Below are 22,942 nucleotides of genomic sequence, written 5' to 3'. Positions count from 1 at the left end.
ATGCAGAGCCGGGCATCCAATGTTCAAAAAATCTCTGTCTCACTGAAGAAGATGTGCACCTCGCGTGCCGCGCTCTCAGGGCTGTCGGACGCGTGCACCGCATTCTCGCTCCCATTCTTGGCGAAGCGCTTGCGGATCGTGCCCTCAGCCGCATTCACCGGATTCGTCGCACCGTGCAGCTCGCGCACGCGTGCAATCGCATTTTCGCCCGCAAGCACCATAGCGACAAGGGGGGCAGATGTCATAAATGCGGCGAGTTCACCGTAGAACGGCTTCTCAAGATGCTCCGCATAGTGGATGCGCGCAATGCGATCCGTCATCTGCATCATCTTCATCGCGCGGATCTGGAGGCCTGCCTCCTCGTACGCCTTCGTAATGTCTCCAATATGGTGTGCTCCAACGGCATCCGGCTTAATGAGAACCAGCGTCTGTTCCATTACTTCATCTCCTCAATGATACGTTTGTACTCTGCTCCAAGGTTGGCATAGTTGCTCGCTGCCTCCTGAAGCGCCTCGATCTCATCGTCGCGCAGTGCGCGCACGATCTGAGCGGGATTTCCGAACACGAGCGAGTTCGACGGGATCTTCTTGTGCTGCGGCAGAAAGGTGCCTGCCCCAATGACGACATTCTCACCGATCTCGGAGTACCCCATGACGATGGATCCCATACCGATCAGCGTGTTGTCCCCGATGCAGCTGCAATGCACGACGGCATTGTGACCGATGAGCACATTGTCCCCGATGTGAACGGGCACATCGCGCATGACGTGAACCGTTGCATTCTCTTGGATGTTCGTATTTTGCCCGATTGTAATCGGCTGAAAATCGCCGCGCACAACGGCGCCAAACCATACACTCGATCCGGCTCCGACGGTCACGTCGCCGATCACCGCCGCTGTCGGTGCAATGAATGCCGTCGAATCAATCACAGGCGTTTTGCCCCGATAGGGCAGGATAATCTTGTCCATCAACACGAGCCTCCTTCGTATTTCGTTTTTCCGCTCAGGTGTATTATACCACGCCTTTTCATGCTCCAACAAGAATTTTTTAAAGGTCTTTGCATCGGCGCTTGAGCACACGAATGCGCGCCTCACGCAGCCATCGTCCAATCTCCTCACCCGCGAGATCGGGGGGCGCATCGTTCCCTGTTACGGCGGACATTGCCGCAAGGCAGTCCGCTCCATGCACGAGATAGGGGGGCAGCGAACCGTGATCGGCGCGGATGATGATCTTAAACTCCTCCATCGGCAGTCCGGAGCTGGCGATGCCAAGAAGGAGGTCGGCAATCTTGCCGGGGCGTGTGAGACGCGGTGCGCGCATGTGCTCACGTATGACAAACGCAGCCGCCTTCCTCCAGTCATGCGGGAGCGTCATGCGCCTGTTCCACGCGGCGAGCGCGTCAAGCCCTGTGCGCTCGTGCCCGTAGTGATGCGGCAGCATCTCCTGCGGCGTCAACCCCTTGCCGAGATCGTGGACAAGCGCGGCAAAGCGCGTTTTGATCTCCTGTGTCTCGTGCGCAACCGCATCGACCATCGCCAGCGTGTGCGCGAGTGCATCGCCCTCGGGATGGAACTCCACGGGCTGTGTCTGTCCATCGAGCGCCGCAAGCTCCGGAAACGTCACGGAGAGAAGATCTGCCGTGCGCAGCACGCGAAAGAACACCGAGGGGCGCGGCGTCATAAGCGCACGCCGCAGCTCCCCCATCAGGCGCTCGGTCGGCTCCGCCTGGAGTTCGCGCGCACACGCACGCATATAGGCAATCGTCTCCTCCTCCACGCGAAAGCCGAACGCAGCCGCCTGTCGCGCCGCGCGCAGAGCACGCACGGGGTCATCCATAAAGTGCTGCGAGACGGCACGGATCATCCCCGCTGCGATATCAGACCGCCCGCCATAGGGATCGTGCAGGTCTCCCGATGGAAGCTCCAACGCCATCGCATTCATCCGCGTGTCGCGCCGATAGAGATCCTCCTCGATCGTCACAGACGGATCAAACACGACATCGAAACCGCGATAGCCCTCGCCCGTCTTGCGCTCCCTGCGTGCAAAGGCGACCTCGCGCCGCACGCCGTCCACGCGCACATGATAGACAGGAAACGCCTTGCCGATTTTCTCCGCACGCGGAAAAAGTGCGCACAGCGTCTCCTCCGTCATGCCCGTCACAACATAGTCCACATCCTTTGCAGGCACACCTCGGAAATGATCGCGCACGCATCCTCCCACGCGAAAGACACGTGCCCCCGCACTTCGTACGCGCTCCACAAATTGTTCCTCTGTCATCGTCTCACCTCCTCCGAAAACAAAAAAGCATCACCTGAGTGATGCTCTCATTTCGATTGGTGGGCCCACTTGGACTTGAACCAAGGACCGACCGGTTATGAGCCGGTTGCTCTAACCAACTGAGCTATAGGCCCCAATAGTGCAGAGAGCGTGGAAAGCTCTCATGGGCGGAACCACAGAGGATTCCTTTCAAAAAAACCTGCGCAGTGCGCAGGCATGAAAAGCAATGGAGCGGAAAACGAGGCTCGAACTCGCGACCCCCACCTTGGCAAGGTGGTGCTCTACCACTGAGCTACTTCCGCATAAGTGGAGCGGAAAACGAGGCTCGAACTCGCGACCCCCACCTTGGCAAGGTGGTGCTCTACCACTGAGCTACTTCCGCATCCGTCGCTGACATCGCTGTCAATCAACAAGAGATATTCTAGCAGGAGAAGCACGTTCTGTCAAGGTGTAATTTTTGAAGTCCTTATCCTGAATGACCATAGACTTGAACCTCTTCCGGCGCAATACAGCGCAAAAATTCCTCCGGCAGTTGCCGTGTCGTCATGATGTCAATTCTGCGTCCGAGCGCTTCTTCTATATCTGCATAGAAGCCCGCCACAGCGAGTCCCTTGAGCTGATTTCCAAGATCCACACGCAGATCTATGTCACTCTGCTCCGTCGCTTCGCCACGCACATACGAGCCGAAAAGGAACACCCTGTCGACTCCGTACCGGCGACATACGGGGGCTATTTTATCCTGAATGCCCTGTACCGTATACATATTCTCTCCCTCCTTGAGGCAGGAAACATCATTGATCTGAGCTTTATTATGCCACATTTGCTTGGAAATAAAAAGAGTCCGTGTGAAGTCTCCTTCCACACGAACTCCATTTCATTTACACCTTGAACTTGTCCGTCTCGCTCTGCAGATCCGTTGCCATATCGGCGAGGCTGCGGCTTGAGGAGGCGATCTCCTCCATGCCCGCCGCCTGCTCCTCGGTCGCTGCGGAAACGTTCTGTGACTCACTGCCAATGCCCTTTGCCGACGTATCGACATGACCCATGCCCTCGATGATCGAGTTCATGTTCTCACGCAGTTCGAGAACGCGTTTGCTGACCGCGAGCGATGCCGTCTTGACATCCTCGACCATGCTCAGGATGAGTGAGAACGTCTCGCCCGTTGCAGTGACGTTTTCCTTGCCCGTCTCCGCCTCGCGCAGTCCCTCGTTCATCGAGGCAACCGCACGATCCGTCTCCTCCTGAATGCTGCGGATCAGCTCGGAGATCTGCTGGGAGGCATTCTGTGACTCCTCCGCGAGCTTTCTGACCTCCTCGGCGACCACGGCAAAACCGCGCCCGTGTTCGCCCGCACGCGCTGCCTCAATGGCTGCGTTGAGTGCAAGCAGATTGGTCTGTCCCGAGATGCTTGAGATGATCTCGACGATGTTGCCGATCTCCTTCGAACGCTCGCCGAGCTTGCCGACGATCTCGCCCGTCTGCTGAACAGTGCGCGCAATCGAGTTCATCTGCTCGACCGTCGTCTGCACGAACGCATTGCCCTCTGCCGCCTTCTCCGCCGTCGCCTGCGTCTGCTCGCGTGCGCGGCGCTGATTCGTGATTGCCTCCTCGAGTCCACGCTGGAACTCCTGCACGGTCACGCGGCTCTCATCAATGATCTGCAGCTGCTTCTCCGCCGCCTCTGCGACCTCGGTGATGGACTGCGCCACGTTCTGTGTGACCTGTGCCGACTGGTTCGCGTTCGCCGTCAGCTCCTCGGAGGAGCCCGCCACATCCGAGGCCGTCGTCTTGATCTTGCGGATCATCTTCTGCATGCTTTCGACCATCGTGTTGAACTGATGGGCAATGTGGGCAAACTCATCATCGCCGTCCAGAATGATCTTCGAGCGCAGGTCGCCCGCCGCAATATGACGCGCACCGTCGAGAATCGTATCGACCGAGTTCTTGATGCTCTTGAGCAGCAGAACGAGAATGACGATCGAGAGAATGACCACAATGGTAAGCGCGATGATCGTCGTCATCCATACCCCAGAGAATACCTCCTCACTGTGCGCCATCTCCGCACGAGCGAGCCGTACACTGTCCGCCTTGTCCTCCTCAAGAATGTCCGTCATGCGCTTGTAGACATCCGCCTGTTCGTTGAACCCAAGCAGAACAGCACCCGCCTGATTCCCCGCATTGATGAGATCCGTCGCACGCTGACGCGCTGCTGCATAATTTTTGCGCTCCTGCTTGAGTTTTTCGAGGCGCGCGAGTTTCTGTGTGCGATCCGACTCATTCTGGAACGGTGCCTCCTGAATCGCCTTTTCGTACTCCTCGTATGCCTTGTCCAGCTTCGGCGTGAGCTGTGAGAGAAGCCCCGCCGCACGCTGACGCTCCTCCTCGTTCGGTGCCGCGATGCGCATGAGCTCGTACTCACGCCCATCCGCCGAGAGCGACTGCACCTGTCCTCCTACGTTGAGGACATGCGCCCAACTGAATACACTGACCGTGTTGTTGTTGAGTACGCCGCTCGCATGATTTGCATAGAATCCGTAGCCGGCAAACATGACGACCAGAAAGCCTATGCTCATGACGATTTTCTTTGCTACTGACATACCAAGTTCCCTCCAAAGTCTTTCCAATCTCTCAAAAAGCAAAATCTTCCCTGAATATTTTTGATTATAACATCTGCATCTCCAAAAAACCATATAGCGATAAAATTTTTTCTATGATATACTTACGATGTTATTACAATAAATAAACAAAAGGACGGACAGCTATGGCAAAAATGTTAAAAAAGCTACAACAGAAAGTCGCCCCACAGGAAAAGCCAACGCCTCCCCCGGGCAAGGATTACCTGCTTCTGTTTCTGATGGCGTTCTCCGTCATGGTGATCGTAGCGGCGTGGGATACGCTCGATACACTCACGCTCGTAATGTATATTCTGCTGACGCTCTCGCTTGGACTGACGTACACACGCCGCCATGCGGTCGAACGCCTCACCGAGACGCAGATGATGATCGTTTCGCGCGCCAGCTTTGTCACCATCGGCATGGCGGGTGCACTCTTTCTCATCGACGCCTATCGCCGCTTCATTGCTTAGGGTTTCCCAACAGAAACACCGATCCGTACGCATACGGATCGGTGTTTTTTCGTTCACAAGCTGAAATTCTCCCCCAGATAAAATTTTCGCGCGATCGGACTCTCGGCGATGCTCTTGCTGTCGCCCTCAAGGAGAAGTCTGCCCTCGCTGAGGAGGTATACGCGGTCGACGATGTGGAGGGTCTCGCGGACGTTGTGATCCGTAATCAGGATGCCCATGCCGCGCTGACGCAGATACTCGATGATCTCCTGTATGTCGGCGACAGCGAGCGGATCAACGCCCGCAAACGGCTCGTCGAGCAGAATGAACTGCGGTTCGAGCGCGAGACAGCGTGCAATCTCGACGCGGCGTCGCTCGCCGCCCGAGAGTTCCGTACCGCGGCGGTCACGGACGTGCCCGATGTGGAACTCCTCAAGGAGTCCGTCGAGCCGGTGCTTCTGCTCTGCCTTCGAGAGTTTCGTCGTCTCAAGGATCGCGGCGATGTTCTCCGTGACGGTGAGCTTGCGGAAGATGGATGCCTCCTGCGTGAGGTAGCTGATGCCAAGCTCCGCGCGCCGATACATGGGATAGTCCGTGATGCAGATATCGGAGAGATAGACATCACCGTGCGTTGGCTTTTCAAGCCCGACGATCATGTAGAACGTCGTCGTCTTGCCCGCACCGTTGGGTCCGAGCAACCCGACGATCTCGCCCTTGTCGATGCGGACGGAGATGCGGTCAACGACGGTGCGATTGCCGAATTTTTTGATGAGGCTGCGGGATTCGAGATGCAAGATGAAGCCCCCTCACTCAGTAACGGCTGTGCCGTCATCCGCAAGATAGACGGTCATGTGCTTGCTGCGCGCCATGTTGTTTCCCTGAAATACCCACGCGTTTCCGTCGAGTACGACGTATGGCTTTTCCGCCGCACCAAAGTACTCCATGCGGTCACCGCCGCCCTCCAGATCACGCGGCGGGCTGATGATGTGGGCATTCCCTGTGCCAATGAAGCGGCTTTCCTGCAGCCAGCCCTCAAGACGGTCTGCGCTGAGCGTCCCGTCTGTGCTCGTCATCGTGCCGCCGCTCGCAGCGAGAACATACTCATTCTGTGTGGGATAGTAGTCGACCTGTGCCCCCGTGAACGTACGCCCTGCCTTGACCATGTGGACACTGCCTGTCGCCTGCCAGTGATCCTGTCCAACACCCGAGAGGTGATCGCAGGAGAGCTGCATATCCTCGCGCACAGCGCGGACGCCGCCCTCAACCGTCCCCTCCTCGGTCTTCGTGTTGTAGGTCGCACGCGCACCTTCGATCCAGCCCGTGCCCTGCTCCATGCGAACGTTCTGCTCCGCCGTGATGAGTCCCGTACGCGTGTCATACGTGAGGCTGTCCGCTGTGACACTGGTCGGCTCCGCACTCTGCTGCGGCGCGGCTGCTGCCGTGCAGACCGCCCCCGCCGCGAGGAGTGTGAGAACGCCCCGATAGAGTTTCTTTTTCGTCATTTCGCCCCACCTTTTTCTATGTGCGCATTGCCAAAGATGCTGAACTTCTGAAAACCGTCCGTACTCACAATACGGTCGCCCGTCGCACGAATGTCGTCACGGACAAGCTCGGCATCTCCCTCAGCGGTAAGCATGCCCTCCGCCGCCGTCCACGTGAGCTGTCTTGCGTGCAGATGTGCGCCGTCGCTTGTTGCCGCCTCAATCGCTCCCGTGAGCACAATGTCGCGCGTCTTGCTGTCCATGCGCCCCTCCTCCGCCTGCAGCGTGAGGGTGCGCCCGTCCTCGGCATAGAATGTTCCGTCGATCTTCGTCATGCCCGTGTCATTGGTATCGATATCGACGTTCACCTTTTCCGCTGTCATCTTCCAGACCGTGCGCCCGTCCCGCTCCTCACTGAGGGTATTGTCCGCGTAGGACATGACGCGCGGACCGCTCGGCTCATCCGTCTGCTGCGAAATCTCGGGCACAGTGGCAATCGCCCATATCGTCAGCCCCGTGAGGATCACGGCTCCGGCACCGTAGATCCATTTGCTCTGCGCCATCAATCCCCCTCCTTTGCAGTCGCCGATACATGATGCTTGCCCAACTTCTGCTCCTCGGGGGCAGTGTTCCAGCGCTTTTGGAACCAGATCCACTGCGTCGGGTTCTCGCGGATGATCCGCTCAACGATGGCGGTCATCTGCACGGTGAATTCATGGAGGTCGCGGTCACTGTCCCCCGTGTTGGGACAGCGCATGATCTCACCGACGACGACCTTGTGCTTGCCGTTCGGCTGCCGCAAGATAAAGGCGGGAACGACAGGCGATTTGAACTTGCGTGAAAAGACTGCGGGTCCGAGCGGGGTCGACGCCGTACGTCCGAGGAACTCGATGAATGCGCCGCCGGGGCCGCCGTCCTGATCGGCGAGAAAGCCGAGGAGTCGTCCGCGCTTGAGTGCCCGCGCCGCCGCGATCAGCTCGCTCGTCCCGCGCGAGAAGATCTCAACGTGGATCGTCGCGCGCAGATCGTCAAGGACGCGCGTGTACTCGATATTCGGCTGCGGCTTTGCGATCGCACTGACGGGGATGCCGTTCAGCGTGAATGCCGCCGACAGCCACTCCCAGCAGCCGATATGACCCGTAAGCACGACGACGCCGCGCCCCTCGGCGAGCGCCTCCTGCATACGCTCAAGATGATCGATCTCGATGTATTCGCTGAGATTCTTCTCGTTCAGCATGGGCATCGCTAGGATGTCAAGGACGTTGCGTGCCATATTGATAAAGGAAGCACGCACAAGGCGTTTCGCCTCCGTCTCAGAGATGCCGAGTGCGGGCATCATGTGCTCCACGGCACGGCGGCGCATCTTCGGGATCAGCAGATAGTAGAGGTTGCCGAGCACCCACCCGGCACCGAGCAGGAGGGGACGCGGCGTGCGGCACGCAAGGGTGCTTAGAAACATGAGCGTATTATAGAGCATTGCCGCACCTCCTCTCCTTGCTGTTACTGTACGGCACCATCGGCATTGATCTGAAATGCAGTGAGAACCTCATCCCACAGCCCCTGTGTCTTTAAGATGATCTCATAGATCTCGCGTACGGCACCACGCCCGCCGCGCTCCGCCGCAATGATCTGCGCGATCTCCCGCACCTCTGGTACAGAGTCGCCCACAGCGCAGGGCAGCCCAACCATGCGCATGATTGGAAGATCGACGATATCGTCGCCAACGTAGGCGATTTCCTCATCGGCGTATCCCGTTTTCGCCTTGATGTCCGCGTATGCGGCGCGCTTGTCGAGCTTACCCTGATAGACAAGGTCGATGTGCAGCTCCCGTGCGCGATGCTCCACAATGGAGGACGCCCGCCCCGTGATGATGGCAGTCGAAAGCCCCACCTTTCGTGCAAGCGTGATGGCAAGCCCATCCCGTGCATAGAACGGCTTGTAGAGTTCGCTCCCATCGGGCGCAACGTAGATGCCCCCATCCGTGAGCACGCCGTCCACATCGAGAATGATGCACTTTATTTTCTTCGCGCGTGCAATCGCATCCTGCCGAATCGGCATCACACAACCCCCTGACGCAGCAGATCTGTCAGATGTACGATGCCGACGGGCACACCGGCTTCATCGACGACGGGCAGAACTGTGACGGGACGCGGCTGATGCTTCTCCATGACGGAGAGTGCCGTCGCCGCCATCTTGTCCGGCGCAATCGTGAGCGGCGTGGCGAACATGATACTCTCCACGTCCTTATCGAGGAAGTTGTAGTCCTTTGCAAGCGCACGGCGAATGATGCCGTCCGTCACGAGTCCGATAAACTTGCCGTCCGCATCGACGACGGAGACGGCACCCAGCCCCTTGTCCGTCATGACAAAGAGCGCGTCCTTTGCCGTCGTGTGATAGGGCACAACGGGATTTTCCTCCCCCGTGTGCATCACGTTTGCCACGGTCAGCAGCAGCTTGCGCCCGAGTGCACCGCCCGGATGGAAGAGAGCATAGTCCTCCTTCTTGAAGTCACGCGCCTCCATGAGTGCCATCGCGATCGCATCGCCCATTGCGAGCGTCGCCGTTGTGGAGCTGGTCGGAGCGAGTCCCAAGGGGCATGCCTCGCGTTCGACACCGATGTCAATGTAGAAGTCCGCACTGCGCCCGAGCTGCGATTTGCGTCTGCCGCACATGGCGATGATCCGCGCACCGATGCGATGGATGATCGAGAGGATGTTCACCACCTCGTTTGACTCACCGCTGTTCGAGATGGCGATGACGATGTCGTCCGCCGTCACCATGCCGAGATCACCGTGGAACGCCTCGGCGGGGTGCATGAAGAAGGCAGGCGTGCCCGTACTTGCGAGCGTCGCCGCAATCTTGCGCCCGACGTGACCGGATTTTCCCATGCCTGTGACGACGACGCGCGCCTTACAGGCAAGGATTGCGCGCACGGCCGCCTCGAAATCGTCATCGACACGCTCCGTAAGCTGTGCGACCGCCTTTGCCTCAAGCTCAAGTGTTTCGATTGCTTTTTGACGAATGGTACTCTGTGCCATGTAGTTCTCCTAGTTCAGCTTTTTTCGCACGATCTCATAGATCGCGAGGGCATCCTTCAGCAGATCCTCAAGCTTGTCCAGATAGACCATGTTCGCCCCGTCCGACAGAGCCTCGGGGGGATTGTCGTGCACCTCAAGGAAGAGTCCGTCAATGCCCGCCCCGACTGCTGCACGCACGAGATACTCGACATACTCACGCTGTCCGCCCGAACTCGTCCCCGCACCGCCCGGCAGTTGCACGCTGTGCGTCCCGTCGAAGATCACAGGATAGCCGAAGCTGCGCATGATTGGGAAGGCGCGCATGTCGACAACGAGATTGTTGTAACCGAAGCTCTCGCCGCGCTCCGTGAGGAGGATGCGGTCGCTGCCGCTTTCGTGGATCTTATCGACGACATTGCGCATATCGTTCGGCGAGAGGAACTGCCCCTTCTTCACATTGACGACCGCCCCCGTCTGCGCCGCCGCGTGCAGGAGGTCGGTCTGGCGCGAGAGAAATGCGGGGATCTGGAGGATGTCCGCGACCTTTGCGACAGGCTCCGCCTGCGAGGTCTCGTGAATGTCCGTCACGACGGGCACGCCGAGTTCCTCGCGAATCTTGCCGAGGATCTTGACGCCCTCCTCAAGTCCGGGGCCACGGAAGCTGTGGTAGGCAGAGCGGTTTGCCTTGTCAAAGGATGCCTTGAATACGTAGGGAATCCCGAGACGATCCGCGATCTCCTTGATGCCGCGCCCGATCATAAGCGAACGATCAAGTCCTTCGAGGACACAGGGTCCCGCAAGCAGCACCAGCGGCTCACCGCCGCCGATCTCAAAATTCGCCAGCTTCACTTTGTTCATCTTCATGGCTCCTTTCAATAATCATGTTATGTTCTATCCGTATGCAGGAGTGCATACGGGATTTACAATCATTATTATAGAGTTTTCGCTGACATCGGTCAATGAATGCCTTCTCTTTGATAGACTTCGTTAACCGCTGCAAGATCCTCCTCCGTGTCGACGCCAATAAATACGGCGTCCGTCTCGATGACGCGGATGCGGTGCCCGTTCTCAAGGGCGCGCAGCTGCTCCAGGGACTCGGAGCGTTCGAGCGGGGTCTGCGCCATACGCGCATACGCGAGCAGGAAATCACGGCGATACGCATAGATGCCGATATGTTTGTATACCTTCGCTCCAGCATTCCGCGCGTATGGGATGCGGGCACGCGAGAAGTAGAGGGCATTCCCCGCGAGGTCTGTGATAACCTTGACGTTGTTCGGGTTCGTGATTTCCTCCTCGTCCGTGAGCAGGGTCTTCGCTGTCGCCATGGGGAGTTGTGCGTCCGCAAGGAACGGCTCGACAAGCGCGTCAATCACCGCAGAATCGATGAGCGGTTCATCCCCCTGCACGTTGATGATGAGGTCGTAGCCGGTCATCTTCTCTGCGACCTCGGCGAGGCGATCCGTCCCCGTCGCATGGTCGGCACGGGTCATGACGGCGCGGCCGCCGTGCTCCTCGACGGCGGCGCGAATGCGTTCATCGTCCGTCGCGACGACGACATCCTGCACGCGCTTTGCCCGCACGGCACGCTCGTAGACACGTACGATCATGGGTTTCCCAGCGATGTCGCGCAGGGGTTTGCCCGGCAGACGCGTGGATGCGTAACGCGCGGGGATAATGCAGAGAACTTTCATACGATCACCTCAGTATGTATCACCAGTCTGCTACAGTTTACTCGGATGCAGGACGCAGCTTCGCTGCAAGCTGCTCCTCAAGCGTGCGGAAGAATGCCTCCTGCCCCTTCTGGAACGTAACCTCAACGGCAATCACGTACATCGGAATGCGCCACTTTGCACGCACCACATCCCCCGGCACCTTTACCGCATCCTTCTCCGTACTGACGATTGCCTCGACGCCGAGCGTCTCCGCGCGATACAGCACCTCTGCCATATCGCGCTCATCGTAGTCATGATGGTCGGGGTAGCGCATACTCTCAACGATCTCAACGCCAAGATCGGCAAGAGTCTGCTCAAAGGAGGCAGGATTGCCGATGGCGGAGAGTGCGAGCACCTTCTTCCCCTCCATCTCCGTAACGGGAATGCCCCCCGCACCAATATCCTCATACCAATCGGAGAGCCGAACAAACTGGCGCGGCTGATGAATGCTTTCGAGAATCAGCCCATCCTGATTGTAGCTGCGGAACGTCTCCCATATATGCTCGATTGCACCGGGTGCCGCCTGATCGACCTTCGTCATGAGGCAGACATCCGCGCGGTCGATGTGCGACAGCGGCTCGCGCAGTGTGCCGCGCGGCAGGAGATAGCCGTTGCCGAACACGTTCACCGCATCCACGAGCAGGATATCCATGTCGCGCGCAAGCTGCCAGTGCTGGTAGCCGTCGTCGAGGATCGCCACCTCGGCGCCGAAATGCTCGATCGCGTAGCGCCCCGTCACGGAACGCTTCGGACCAATCAGCACGGGCACATCCGGCAGATGCTTTGCCAACATATACGCCTCGTCGCCCGCCGTTTCCGCATCCATCTTGAGCGTGTGTCCGTCGGAGACGATGCCGACCTCGCCGCGCCACTTCGCACGGTAGCCGCGGTTGAGAATGGCGACGCGGTAGCCCATCGCGTGAATTGCGCGTGCAAGATGCTGCGCCGTCGGGGTCTTGCCCGTACCGCCAACCGTAACATTGCCGAGGCTGATGACAAAGCAGGGCAGCTGCTCCTTTTTCGCCCAGCCAAGACGGTACATGGTGAGTTTCAGATTGACCAGCTGCTCGTAGATGAGCGAGAAGGCATAGAACACTGCCATGATGAGTCTGCGCGAGATGCCGCGCACCTCCTTGTCATGGACGAGATCGATGAAATACGTCTGGAAATTGGCGACCTTCTGCGTCGCACGCACGCGATGCGCACGGATGCGCTCCTGCGCACGCAGAGCGCGGCGAGCCTCGTACGTCGCAAGCATATCCACAAGAATCTGCGCGGATTTCTTCGACGCTCCCTTGTTCTCGTTGATGATGGCAAGCGTTTCGCGCTCAAGGCGTTCACGCTCCGCTGCGTCCCCGAAAAGGCGCAGCGTTTCCTGCGTCAGTTCCGCGCCGTTCGTGACCGTCACGACGGCATTGCGGTTGCGGAAGAGCGCGTGGATGTCCTTGAAGTTGAACATCTGGTTGCCGACAATGATCGCCTTGCCGTGCGCCGCAGGCTCCAAGATATTGTGTCCGCCGTGCGGAATGAGGCTGCCGCCGATGTAGATCACATCGCCGAGTCCATAGACACGCCCGAGCTCGCCGACCGTGTCGAGGATAACGATGTCCTCGCCGCCCTCTGCACCCTTTTGAAGGTTTTTTCGCGTATTGACGGTAAAACCCGCCTTGCGGCAGAGATGCTCCACCTCCATCGTGCGCAGCACCTCGCGCGGCGCGATGATGAGGCGCAGTCCCGGCTCGACGGCACGCGCGGCGGCAAATGCCGCAAGCACAAGCTCCTCCTCGCCGCGATGGGTCGATCCCGCGATCATGATGTGACTCGCGCCCGTAAGTCCCAGCTCACGAATCAGTGCCGCTCGCTCTTCGGGGCTGACGCTCGTATACGCCTGATCGAATTTCGTATTGCCTGTGACCGTGACGAGTTCGCGCGGTGCACCGAGACGCATGATGTAGTCTGCATCGATGCTCGACTGCATGGCGAAGCATTTCACCGTCCCGATCATCTCGCGCAGCATGCCGAGCAGATACTTGTACTGCTTGACGCTGCGGTCACTGATGCGACCGTTGACCATCATGACGGGCACATCGAGCTGCTTCGCCTTTTTGAGGAAGTTCGGCCAGAGTTCCGTCTCCACGGGCAGGAATACGCGCGGGCGAATGCGTCCCACGACACGCGCGGCGAGAAACGGCAGATCGAGCGGGAAGTAGATGATCGCGTCCGCGTCCTTGATGATGCGGTGCGCCATCTCATAGCCGCCCGTCGTAACAACCGAGACGAGGATGGGGCTGTCCGGAAACGCCTTGCGGAACTCACGGACGAGCGGGCTGGTCGCCACGATCTCACCGACGGACGCCGCGTGCACCCAAATCGCATTCTTGCCCGCCACCTTGTCGATGGTCTCCTGCGGATAGAAGCCAAAGCTCTGCTTGATGCGCTCAACAAAGCCGCGCTCACGCGTCGCGCGCAGCATAAAGATCGGTATGATGATGGTGACGATGAGGATTGCCGCTAAGTTATAGAGAAATCTCATAATCACTCTCCCCGAAACTGAATGTCATAGAGATGCTGATAGAGCCCGCCCTTTGCCAGCAGCTCCTCATGGGTTCCCTGCTCCACGATGTGACCACCGTCAATGACGTAGATGCGGTCAGCGTTAAAGACTGTCGAGAGACGATGCGCAATGACAAAGCTCGTGCGGCCGATCATGAGGTTGTCGAGCGCCGCCTGCACGATCTTCTCGCTCTCCGTATCGAGCGCGGAGGTCGCCTCATCGAGGATAAGAATGCGTGGATCCTTGAGGATCGCGCGTGCAATCGCAATGCGCTGCCGCTGTCCGCCCGAGATGCTGACACCGCGCTCGCCGATCTCGGTATCGTAGCCGCGCTCAAGCTCCATGATAAAATTGTGGGCGTTTGCCGCGCGCGCCGCCTCCTCGATCTCCGCATCCGTCGCATCGAGGCGTCCATAGCGGATGTTCTCGCGGATCGTCGTAGAGAACAGCATCGTCTCCTGCGGCACAAGCCCGATCTGCCCGCGCAGCGAGGCGAGCGTCACGTCGCGGATATCGTGTCCATCCACGGTAATCGCGCCGCTGTCCACCTCATAGAAGCGCGGGATGAGGTTTGCAATCGTTGACTTGCCCGCACCCGAGGGTCCAACGAAGGCGATCATCTCGCCCGGCTCCGCCTCAAGGGTGATACCGTCCAGCGCAGGACGCCCCTCCTTATAGGAGAATGTCACATTGTCGAAGCGCACATGTCCCGCGACGGGGGGGAGCGGCGTTGCCGTCGGCTTGTCCGTAATGCTCTCCTGAAGATCGACAATGGAGAACACGCGGTCGACCGCCGCCATCGCCTTTTGGAGGTTCCCGTAGATGCGCGAGAGACGCTTGACGGGATTTGCCAGATTGACAGCATACGTGAGGAACGCGACGAACGCGCCCGCCGTGATATCGCCGTTGACGACCTCATAGCCGCCGAACCAGACGATGAAGGTGACGGCAATCGCCGCGAGGAACTCGACCGTCGGCGTGAGCATGCTCGTCTGCTGCACATTCTTCATCACCGCCTCGAAATTGCGGTGATTGCTGCGCACAAAGCGCTCGATTTCGTAGTCCTCGCGCACAAAGGACTTCACAACGCGCGTCGCAGAGAAGCTCTCCTGCAGGAGCGCCGTGATCTCCGCGAGACGCTCCTGAATGACGTTGCTCGATTTCTTTATTTTACGCCCGAAGATCTTCATCGCCTGCCCGACCATCGGTATGACGATGAGGGTCAGGAGTGAGAGCTTCCAGTCGAGGTAGAACATGAGGACGAGCGAGCCAACGAGGATGCAGCCCTCCGTCACGAGGTCGATGAGATTATCCACGAGCGCGGACTGAATCGCGGCGACATCGTTTGTGACGTAGCTCATGATCTCGCCCGTCTGGTGCCGGTCATAATACGCGAGCGGCATCCGCTGGAACTTGCGGAACATGACCTCGCGCACGTCGATGATAACCTTCTGCCCGATGTAGGAGACGAGATAGGACTGCCCAAAGTAAAAAATCCCGCGCAGGAAAAAGATGACGACGATGCCGATGCAGATGGCGTTGAGAAGTGCCATATTCTTGTCCGCAAGCACGTCGTCAATCATGTCCTTGATGATCCACGGGACGTAGAGATTCGCCGCTGAGGCGAGGATGATGCACACGATCGCGAGCGCGAATTTTTTCACGTACGGTCGCATGTAGGCAAGCAGTCTTGTATAATTCTTCATAGTTCTCCTAGCGGGAAATGTATTATGTGCGCCTTGCGAGCGCAAGAATCTTCTCCGCCACGCGGCGCGCAGCATGGGGCGCGCCGAGTTTGGCGACGGCTCGCGCAAGGCAATCCGTCACGTATGCGCGATCTGCACCGTCCACGATGATCCGCTCCATCGCCTCCGCGATCCGCGCAGGCTGCACCGCATCCTGCAGCAGCTCCGTCTCGAATGTCTCCCCGAGCAGAATGTTCGGCAGGGAAAAGCGCGGCACGTCGACGAGCAGGCGTCCGATCAAATAGGAAAGCGCAGACATACGGTAGAGAACGACGGCGGGCAGCCCCATAATCGCTGCCTCCATGATGACCGTCCCCGACGCTGCAATCGCCGCCCGCGCAGCGCCCATAAGGGCGTAGCGTGCGTCATGGGTGAGCGTGACCGTGACGGAGGAGGCAGCAAGGTGTTTCTCAATCTGCGCGGCATCCACACCGCCCGCCACGGGCAGGAAGAAGCGCCGCGCAGCGTCTTGTGCCGCGAGGATCTCCGCTGCTCCGAGCATGGGCGGGAGCAGCCGCTCGATCTCCTCGCGTCGGCTGCCCGGCATGAGAAGGATCGGCACATCATCCGTGCCGATGCCAAAGTGGCTGCGCGCCTCCTCCGCGCTCATCTCCGCGTGCACCGTGTCAATGAGCGGGTTGCCGACAAAGGAGATGTTCGCGCCCGCCGCCTCGTAGGGCGGCAGCTCATGCGGGAAAATCGCAACGATCTCATCTGCAAGCGCGGCGCAGGACTTTGCACGTCCCTTGCGCCACGCCCACGCAGAGGGGGGAATATAAGAAAAAACGGGGATCCCCCGCTCTTTCGCCCGCGCCGCGAGCCGCCAATTAAAGTCCGGATAGTCGATGATGACGAGCACATCCGGGCGCTCCTCCTCCATGAGCCGCGTAAGGTCATCGAGGAGAGCAAAGATACGGCGCAAATTGAACAGCACCGCAGAGATCCCCATAACATTGTAATCTATGTAATTCTGGCGCAGGACGACCCCCGCCGCTGCCATCTCAGCCCCGCCAAAACCAATGAGGGAAACAGATGGATCCAGTGCACACAGTTCACGTGCGAGTGCGGCCCCGTGGAGATCACCCGAGGTCTCCCCCGCCGAAAGCATAATTTTCAAAAAGGCAAGACCTCCTCAAACATGACAAATAACGAGCATACTACGAATGCAGCCGGTATTCGTTAGAAGTCCCCCATCGGCACTACGCACCTAAAATGCCATTGCTCCAAAGCCTCCCCCGTCGAAACGGGGGAGGGGGACCGCGAAGCGGTGGAAGGGGCGCCCCAAAATCTCTTACATCGCAGCAATCGTAATGCCGTTCGCCTCGGCGAGCGCAATCGCACGCTCCTTGTCGATGAAAAGGGTTCTCTCCGCCTCAATGACAAGTGCCGATGCTTTTGCCGCGACGAGTGACTCGATCGTATCAAGTCCCACCGCTGGCACATCGAAGCGGCTGTCCTGCTGCGGCTTCGCCGCCTTTGCGACAACCGCGCCGCCGCCCGCGAGCTGACCGCCGCGCCGGATGCACGCGTCCGTCCCCTCAATCGCCTCAAGCGCCATCACCGCACGGTTCTTCACGACGGCGGTCTGACCGACATCGAGCCGACCAATCTCACGCGCCATCTGGAGCCCATACTCCATATCCGCACGCTCCGCCTCGGTCGGCTGACGACTCGTCAGTACACCCGCCGCCGGCATCAGCGGCTTGATGAGCACCGTCTGGTCGAGCGGCGTCACGCCCACCTTCATCAGTGCGCCGACGAACATCATCATGATCGTATCGTCGTTCTGATTCGGCAGCTGCATGAGCAGCCCGCGCAGCATCTCGTCGGGCTGGATTTTCCCCGTAAAGAGCAGCTCCTTCGTCACCTTGCCGATCATCGTGACCTTCGTAATGCCCTCCTGCTGCAAATACGCCAGAATGGAGGCAATCGAACCGATGCTGATCTCACGATAGACCGACGCCGCCTCCTTCAGATCCGGATCACATTCCGGCAGAAGTGCGATTGCGTGTACCTCAAAGCCCTGCGCACGCGCCGCACGCGCACACGCGGCGGGCAGATGTCCGACACCTGCAAGCAGCCCCAATTTTTCCATAGTATCCCTCACTCATCCTCATGACGTTCGCGGCAGATCCCACGCTCCGCATTGCGGAGGAAGCGCAGGAGATGATCGATCTCTTCGCAGGAGTCCACCTCCTGCTCAATCACGGCAATCGCCTGCGTGAGGTTCAGCCCCGAACGATAGAGAATCTTATATGCCTGTTTGATGCGGCGGCGCACGGCAATCGGAATGCCCGCACGCGAAATGCCGACGCTGTTGAGCCCCACGGCGCGCGCGGGGTGCCCATCCACCATTGTGAACGGCACAACATCCTGCACGAGCTTCGACGTGCCGCCGATCATCGCGTTGCGCCCAATCTTTACAAACTGGTGCACACCTGCCATGCCGCCGATCACGACACCGTCCTCGACAATCGCGTGCCCCGCAAGCATCGCCGCGTTGCTCATGATAATGCGGTTGCCGAGTACGCAGTTGTGCGCGATGTGTGTATACGCCATCAGCAGACAGTCGTCGCCGATACGTGTCTCCTCGCCCTCGCCCGTCGCACGGTGTACCGTTGCACACTCGCGGATCGTCGTGCGGTCGCCGATGAACGTATAGCTCTTTTCGCCCTTGAACTTCAGATCCTGCGGCACCTCACCAATCGACGCGCCTTGGAAGATATTGCAGTCGCGGCCGATCTGCGTCCATTCCTTGATGACGACGTGTGGGCCGATCTTCGTTCCCTCGCCGATTTGGACATGATCCGAGATGACCGCGTATGGCCCGATCTCCACGCCCTTTGCGATGCGCGCCGTCGGGGCAATCACCGCCGTTTCGTGGATGTAGGCAAGTACCTTGCTGCTGCCTGTCATCTATTTCAACTCCTTCAGCCCCAAGCAAAAAGCGGGGCAGACACATTCCACGTGATAGGGCAGCACTGATACAGCGCTCCCTACTATATGATCTGGCAGAACAGCGCATCTTTCACATCGAAAGATCAGCCGTTATCACCAAACAGTTCTTCTTATTCGTGGATTATGTCCGGTTTTCTTGTATTTATCACTCTATTGTCAGAGTTCATCCCCATTTTTCAGTGCAAATTTGAAATCCGCCGAGGCGACGAGTTCGCCCTCGACATACGCATCCGCATGGAGCACGCCGAAGACACCGCGCACGCGCACGAGCTCCGCCTTCGTCACAACGACATCACCAGGGACAACAGGGCGCTTGAATTTCACATTCTCCATCCCGCCGAAGAGCGCGATCTTGCCGCGATGTTCCTCCGGATAGAGCATCGTCACGCCGCCCACCTGCGCCATCCCCTCAAGGAGGAGGACGCCGGGCATGATCGGATGTCCCGGGAAGTGCCCAAGAAAGAACGGCTCATTCATCGTCACGCACTTGACACCCGTCGCCGATTTGAACGGCACAAGTTCCGTAATCCGATCCACGAGCAGCATCGGCGGGCGATGCGGCAGAATCTGCTGAATCTCATTGATGTCCAAAGTCATGCTGTTTCCTCTCCTCTGCAATCTGCTTCGCCAGTGCCGTGTTGAGCGCGTGCCCCGACGCAACTGCGATGATATGACCGCGAATAACCCCCGCGAGACGGATATCCCCGAGTACATCGAGGATCTTGTGCCGCACGAGTTCATTTGGGAAGTTGAGCGGATTCATCCATCCCTCGTCGTTGTAGACAATCACCGTTTCGAGCGAGCCGCCAAGACCGAGCCCGTTCGCCTGCAGTGCCGCGACCTCCTTCTCGTAGGCAATCGTTCGTGCGGGCGCAATCTCTTTGCCATACGATTCGGGCGTAACCTCGATGTCATAGTACTGCACGCCGATCAGCGGGTGCTCGTTCAACGACGTGAACGAGACTCGCAGCCCATCGTATGGCACCGCCATGACGAAGTGACTGCCATCGTCCACACGATAGACGCGGTCAATCACCGTCACACGGCGTTCCGCATCCTGCTCCACCGTCCCCGCCTCTGCAATCAGACGGAAGAACGTGCGCGCACTGCCGTCCACCACGGGCGGCTCCTCCGCGTTGAGCAGAACAAGACAGTTATCCACACCGCTGACGTGAAGGGCACTCATCAGATGCTCAATCGTAAAAAATTTCAACGTCCCCGCGGCAATCGTCGTCGCGCGAAGCGTCGCCGTCACGTTTTCCGCCGTCGCGGCAACCGGCAGCGCCTCGGGCAGGTCGATCCGTGCGAACTGTATTCCCGTCCTCGGCGGAGCCGGGGCAATTTCTATATGTACCGGCTTCCCAGAGTGCAGCCCGATGCCATCGTAGACCACACGCGATGCCAGTGTTCTCTCTCTTTGCAAGCGTTATCCTCCTCGGACACTCACCATTGTTCGTACTCATGATACTAAATTTTTTTAGAAGTTGCAAGAAAAAACACGATTTGACAAGCCTCCTGCCTTCTGCTATGATATAGACAAGCGCCAATGCTTCCATTATCGGGGATGTAATGGTCTCGACGGGGATGGGTAGTATGTGGACAGCGAGCCGGGGGGTCATCACCCCGTTAGTAAGGTGAAACTTTTATTAAACATAAAAGCAAACGAAGACTACGCTCTGGCGGCTTAAGCCAGCCCCTTTCCGTCTGCCTCCCGCACGGATGGAGTAAGGGGTCAAACGCGGGATACCTGAGAGCCACCGCACGATAACTCTCATGGGAACCTCATCGTGATCGGTACAGGACAGCTTGTCTGCGGGCGGTGCTGCACCTAAATCAAAGCACAGACTGCGCTCGGAGAAATCCATGTAGTATTATCTTCGGACAGGAGTTCGATTCTCCTCATCTCCACCAATTTGACTTGTTGAGCCGCCCATACGGGCGGTTTTTTGTTGTGACCAAGCAAAAAGCCGCCCGCTCTCGCGTACGGCAATTCATTCCTACAGCTTATTCTTCAGTTTTTCCAGATCGGGAAAGAGCTCGCCGATGGAGTCGGAGAGACCTTCACTGGGTTCTAAGATCTCAAGCACGGGGCGCATGGTCTCACGGAAGCGCGCATCGTCCTGCATGAGTGCGAGGACGGCGCTCGTGTTGCGTGCATCGGCGAGCGCGGAGTGCTGACTGCCCTCGAAGCTGCGCCCCATCGCGCCAAGTGCATGCTTCAGTGCGAGGCTGTTGTGCAGCCCCAGGCGATCATCAAACGCCTGCTGCAGATCGACCCAACGCGCATCGAGCCAGCCCACGTCGAACGTCGGGAGTTTCAGACGGCACTCCTTGCGCAGCTGCTTGATGTCCGACATGCTCCACGAGTAGATCTTCGTCTCCGCCTCGCCAATCCAAGCGACAAACGATTGAAAGCTCTCAGAAAATGCGGGGCGTCCCGCAACTTTTTCCTGCGTGATGCCCGTCAGCTCGGTGATGTGCTTCTTCACCATCCCGTACTCGGGGCAGACGTAGCACTGGAACTCGTCCTCCTGTTCAAAGAGTTCATTCAATCGAACCGCGCCGATCTCGATGATCTCTCCGTTGAGCTTTCTGCGGATATCCCTGTACTCCTTCGCGACAGGGTTCATCTCAAGGTCTACGACAATGTGTTTCATGGGCAATCCTTACTTTCAAAAAACTCTGCCGCAAATGACGCACGGCAGAGGGTGTTGCGGTGTTTTATGACGCTGCCAAACAGGCACGCATTGTCAACGTGAAGTGTTTCGTGTTTGTATCATCATAGCATAAAGTTTTCAGAAAATCAACGTCTAGGTATTTTGTCCCACCCCTATTTTTTTCTGAAAAACGTGGTAGAATACAGATATATGGGAAAAAGGGGGGCTGCGGATGAATTGGAAAGTGATACTCGCGCTGCTGACGTGCAATGTACTCTTTATGTCGGCGAGCTATACGATGATTATTCCGTTCCTGCCGATGTATCTGACGCATGAGCTTGGCGTGGACGATGCCTCGGTCAACCTCTGGGCGGGTCTCACATTCTCCGTGACGTTCCTCGTCTCGGCGGTGATGGCGCCGATCTGGGGTCGCATGGCGGATCGCCGGGGGAAAAGGCTCATGGCGATGCGTGCGAGCCTCCTCATCGCGATCAGTTACCTGCTTGGCGGCATTGTGACCTCGCCCGAGCAGCTTGTCCTCGTCCGCGTCTTTCAGGGATTTGCAGCGGGGCTCTGGCCGATGGATCTCGCGATCATGACACTCTATGCGCCGCAGGAGCGGCTTGGCTTCTCCCTTGGCATACTGCAGGGCACGCTGACGGCGGGCGGGGTCATCGGTCCTCTGCTCGGCGGTGTGCTCGCAGAGGCGTTCGGGATGCGCGCGAGCTTCTACATCGGGGGACTGGCACTCTTCATCAATTTCCTCGCGTTCACCTTCGTCATCAAGGAGCCACCGATGCCGAAGGATGCTGCACCGCTCACGGCGGAGGAAAAGTCTCCGTGGCATCTCTGGAACATCCCCATCCTGCGGACGATGATGATTGTGAGCACGCTCGCACAGATGGTAACGTTCGTTCTGATGCCTGTCCTCACGACCTACATCAGATATCTCGCGGGCGATCTGGAGAACATCGTGCTGATCGCCGGGATTGTGTTCTCCCTCGGCGGGATCGCAGGTGCGATGGCAGCCCCCGTCTGGGGCATCTTCGGAGCGCGGCGCGGCTACTTCCGTTCGATGTGCCTTACGATGTCGCTTGCCGGCATCATGCTCATACTGCAGGGCATCCCCGATACACTTTTGCCGTTTGCCGCAATGCAGTTCGGAGCCGGGTTGTTTCTCGCCGGAATACAGCCGTCACTCAACGCGGTGATTGCACAGCACACACCCGCACAGCTCAAGGGCAGCGTGTTCGGCATGCTCTTCGCTGCACAGCAGGTCGGTGGGTTCACAGGTCCGCTGCTCGGCGGCATCGTCGCGACCTATCTCGGCATGCACTACCTCTTCCCCACGGTGGGCAGTCTCCTGCTCGTGCTCGCGCTGTTCGTGTGGTGGAGATATATACAAAGAGATGCAGAAACGTGAAAATGCGGTACGAAGTCAAAACAGCTTCGTACCGCATTTTTCGTTGGCGATAACA

The 22,942-nt window shown here is 58.6% G+C and carries 23 protein-coding genes, 3 tRNA genes and 1 other RNA gene; 3 read left to right on the top strand and 24 right to left on the bottom strand.

What is annotated here, in order from left to right:
- Positions 1-23: 23 nt before the first annotated feature.
- The 8 genes from ndk to C8273_RS03765 all read right to left on the bottom strand — a co-directional run bounded on the left by ndk (position 24) and on the right by C8273_RS03765 (position 4,873).
- Positions 24-437 (bottom strand): nucleoside-diphosphate kinase, encoded by a 414-nt coding sequence (gene ndk / locus C8273_RS03800; protein WP_106626474.1) that lies wholly within the window; start codon positions 435-437, stop codon positions 24-26.
- Positions 437-967 (bottom strand): gamma carbonic anhydrase family protein, encoded by a 531-nt coding sequence (locus tag C8273_RS03795; RefSeq protein ID WP_106626473.1) that lies wholly within the window; start codon positions 965-967, stop codon positions 437-439. The genes ndk and C8273_RS03795 overlap by 1 nt, the downstream gene beginning before the upstream one ends.
- 79 nt (positions 968-1,046) lie before the next feature.
- The gene (locus tag C8273_RS03790) at positions 1,047-2,276 is read right to left on the bottom strand and encodes an HD domain-containing protein (protein ID WP_106626472.1); all 1,230 of its coding nucleotides are present in this window, start codon (positions 2,274-2,276) and stop codon (positions 1,047-1,049) included.
- Positions 2,277-2,333: 57 nt separating this feature from the next.
- Positions 2,334-2,410, bottom strand: a tRNA-Ile gene (locus C8273_RS03785).
- A gap of 93 nt (positions 2,411-2,503) precedes the next feature.
- A tRNA-Gly gene (locus C8273_RS03780) sits at positions 2,504-2,578 on the bottom strand.
- 5 nt (positions 2,579-2,583) lie between these two features.
- Positions 2,584-2,658: transfer RNA gene (locus C8273_RS03775), tRNA-Gly, on the bottom strand.
- An 84-nt stretch (positions 2,659-2,742) separates the two neighbouring features.
- Entirely contained in the window at positions 2,743-3,096 is a 354-nt protein-coding gene (locus C8273_RS03770) for a nucleotidyltransferase family protein (RefSeq protein ID WP_234343829.1), read from the bottom strand.
- 58 nt (positions 3,097-3,154) lie between these two features.
- Positions 3,155-4,873: a methyl-accepting chemotaxis protein gene (locus C8273_RS03765; protein WP_106626471.1), complete on the bottom strand. Its 1,719-nt coding sequence runs from the start codon at positions 4,871-4,873 to the stop codon at positions 3,155-3,157.
- 164 nt (positions 4,874-5,037) lie between these two features.
- On the opposite strand from C8273_RS03765, the gene C8273_RS03760 reads away from it, so the two are divergent.
- Complete coding sequence (locus C8273_RS03760; protein ID WP_106626470.1) at positions 5,038-5,361, top strand: hypothetical protein; 324 nt, start codon at positions 5,038-5,040, stop codon at positions 5,359-5,361.
- 53 nt (positions 5,362-5,414) lie between these two features.
- Here the strand turns inward: C8273_RS03760 and lptB are convergent, their stop codons facing one another.
- From lptB to lpxC, 15 genes are all read right to left on the bottom strand, one after another.
- Entirely contained in the window at positions 5,415-6,134 is a 720-nt protein-coding gene (lptB, locus tag C8273_RS03755; RefSeq protein ID WP_106626469.1) for an LPS export ABC transporter ATP-binding protein, read from the bottom strand.
- A gap of 12 nt (positions 6,135-6,146) precedes the next feature.
- The gene (locus C8273_RS03750) at positions 6,147-6,842 is read right to left on the bottom strand and encodes an LptA/OstA family protein (protein WP_106626468.1); all 696 of its coding nucleotides are present in this window, start codon (positions 6,840-6,842) and stop codon (positions 6,147-6,149) included.
- Positions 6,839-7,384 carry an LPS export ABC transporter periplasmic protein LptC gene (gene lptC, locus C8273_RS03745; protein WP_106626467.1) on the bottom strand — a complete coding sequence of 182 codons (546 nt, stop codon included), beginning with the start codon at positions 7,382-7,384 and terminating at the stop codon, positions 6,839-6,841. The genes C8273_RS03750 and lptC overlap by 4 nt, the downstream gene beginning before the upstream one ends.
- The gene (locus C8273_RS03740) at positions 7,384-8,298 is read right to left on the bottom strand and encodes a lysophospholipid acyltransferase family protein (RefSeq protein WP_106626466.1); all 915 of its coding nucleotides are present in this window, start codon (positions 8,296-8,298) and stop codon (positions 7,384-7,386) included. Before C8273_RS03740 ends, lptC begins: the two co-directional genes overlap by 1 nt.
- A 23-nt stretch (positions 8,299-8,321) precedes the next feature.
- Positions 8,322-8,879 (bottom strand): KdsC family phosphatase, encoded by a 558-nt coding sequence (locus C8273_RS03735; protein WP_106626465.1) that lies wholly within the window; start codon positions 8,877-8,879, stop codon positions 8,322-8,324.
- Positions 8,879-9,859, bottom strand: a complete 981-nt coding sequence (locus tag C8273_RS03730) for a KpsF/GutQ family sugar-phosphate isomerase (protein WP_106626464.1) — start codon at positions 9,857-9,859, stop codon at positions 8,879-8,881. Before C8273_RS03730 ends, C8273_RS03735 begins: the two co-directional genes overlap by 1 nt.
- Before the next feature lie 9 nt (positions 9,860-9,868).
- Positions 9,869-10,696 carry a 3-deoxy-8-phosphooctulonate synthase gene (kdsA, locus tag C8273_RS03725; protein WP_106626463.1) on the bottom strand — a complete coding sequence of 276 codons (828 nt, stop codon included), beginning with the start codon at positions 10,694-10,696 and terminating at the stop codon, positions 9,869-9,871.
- A gap of 98 nt (positions 10,697-10,794) precedes the next feature.
- On the bottom strand, positions 10,795-11,529 hold the full coding sequence (gene kdsB, locus C8273_RS03720; RefSeq protein ID WP_106626462.1) for a 3-deoxy-manno-octulosonate cytidylyltransferase: 735 nt from the start codon (positions 11,527-11,529) through the stop codon (positions 10,795-10,797).
- 37 nt (positions 11,530-11,566) lie between these two features.
- Positions 11,567-14,083 (bottom strand): tetraacyldisaccharide 4'-kinase, encoded by a 2,517-nt coding sequence (gene lpxK / locus C8273_RS03715; RefSeq protein WP_106626461.1) that lies wholly within the window; start codon positions 14,081-14,083, stop codon positions 11,567-11,569.
- Between the two features lie 2 nt (positions 14,084-14,085).
- The gene (gene msbA / locus C8273_RS03710) at positions 14,086-15,810 is read right to left on the bottom strand and encodes a lipid A export permease/ATP-binding protein MsbA (protein ID WP_106626460.1); all 1,725 of its coding nucleotides are present in this window, start codon (positions 15,808-15,810) and stop codon (positions 14,086-14,088) included.
- Between the two features lie 22 nt (positions 15,811-15,832).
- Entirely contained in the window at positions 15,833-16,966 is a 1,134-nt protein-coding gene (gene lpxB / locus C8273_RS03705; protein ID WP_106626459.1) for a lipid-A-disaccharide synthase, read from the bottom strand.
- Between the two features lie 174 nt (positions 16,967-17,140).
- A complete protein-coding gene (locus C8273_RS03700) occupies positions 17,141-17,944 on the bottom strand; it encodes an LpxI family protein (RefSeq protein WP_106626458.1) in 804 nt (267 codons plus the stop codon).
- 8 nt (positions 17,945-17,952) lie between these two features.
- Positions 17,953-18,765, bottom strand: a complete 813-nt coding sequence (gene lpxA, locus C8273_RS03695) for an acyl-ACP--UDP-N-acetylglucosamine O-acyltransferase (protein WP_106626457.1) — start codon at positions 18,763-18,765, stop codon at positions 17,953-17,955.
- 198 nt (positions 18,766-18,963) lie between these two features.
- Positions 18,964-19,404 (bottom strand): 3-hydroxyacyl-ACP dehydratase FabZ, encoded by a 441-nt coding sequence (gene fabZ / locus C8273_RS03690; RefSeq protein ID WP_106626456.1) that lies wholly within the window; start codon positions 19,402-19,404, stop codon positions 18,964-18,966.
- Positions 19,385-20,230: a UDP-3-O-acyl-N-acetylglucosamine deacetylase gene (gene lpxC / locus C8273_RS03685; RefSeq protein ID WP_106626455.1), complete on the bottom strand. Its 846-nt coding sequence runs from the start codon at positions 20,228-20,230 to the stop codon at positions 19,385-19,387. Before lpxC ends, fabZ begins: the two co-directional genes overlap by 20 nt.
- A 137-nt stretch (positions 20,231-20,367) precedes the next feature.
- Here lpxC and ssrA point away from each other — a divergent pair.
- Positions 20,368-20,718: a transfer-messenger RNA gene (gene ssrA, locus C8273_RS03680) on the top strand.
- Positions 20,719-20,804: 86 nt separating this feature from the next.
- Here the strand turns inward: ssrA and C8273_RS03675 are convergent.
- On the bottom strand, positions 20,805-21,464 hold the full coding sequence (locus C8273_RS03675) for a 3'-5' exonuclease (protein WP_106626454.1): 660 nt from the start codon (positions 21,462-21,464) through the stop codon (positions 20,805-20,807).
- A gap of 232 nt (positions 21,465-21,696) precedes the next feature.
- On the opposite strand from C8273_RS03675, the gene C8273_RS03670 reads away from it, so the two are divergent.
- Positions 21,697-22,887: an MFS transporter gene (locus tag C8273_RS03670; RefSeq protein WP_106626453.1), complete on the top strand. Its 1,191-nt coding sequence runs from the start codon at positions 21,697-21,699 to the stop codon at positions 22,885-22,887.
- The last annotated feature ends 55 nt before the right edge of the window (positions 22,888-22,942 follow it).

It is taken from the genome of Candidatus Centipeda massiliensis, assembly GCF_900290285.1.
In the GTDB taxonomy this organism is placed as follows: Bacteria; Bacillota; Negativicutes; order Selenomonadales; family Selenomonadaceae; genus Centipeda; species Centipeda massiliensis.
This window is presented reverse-complemented; position numbering and strand designations above follow the sequence as displayed.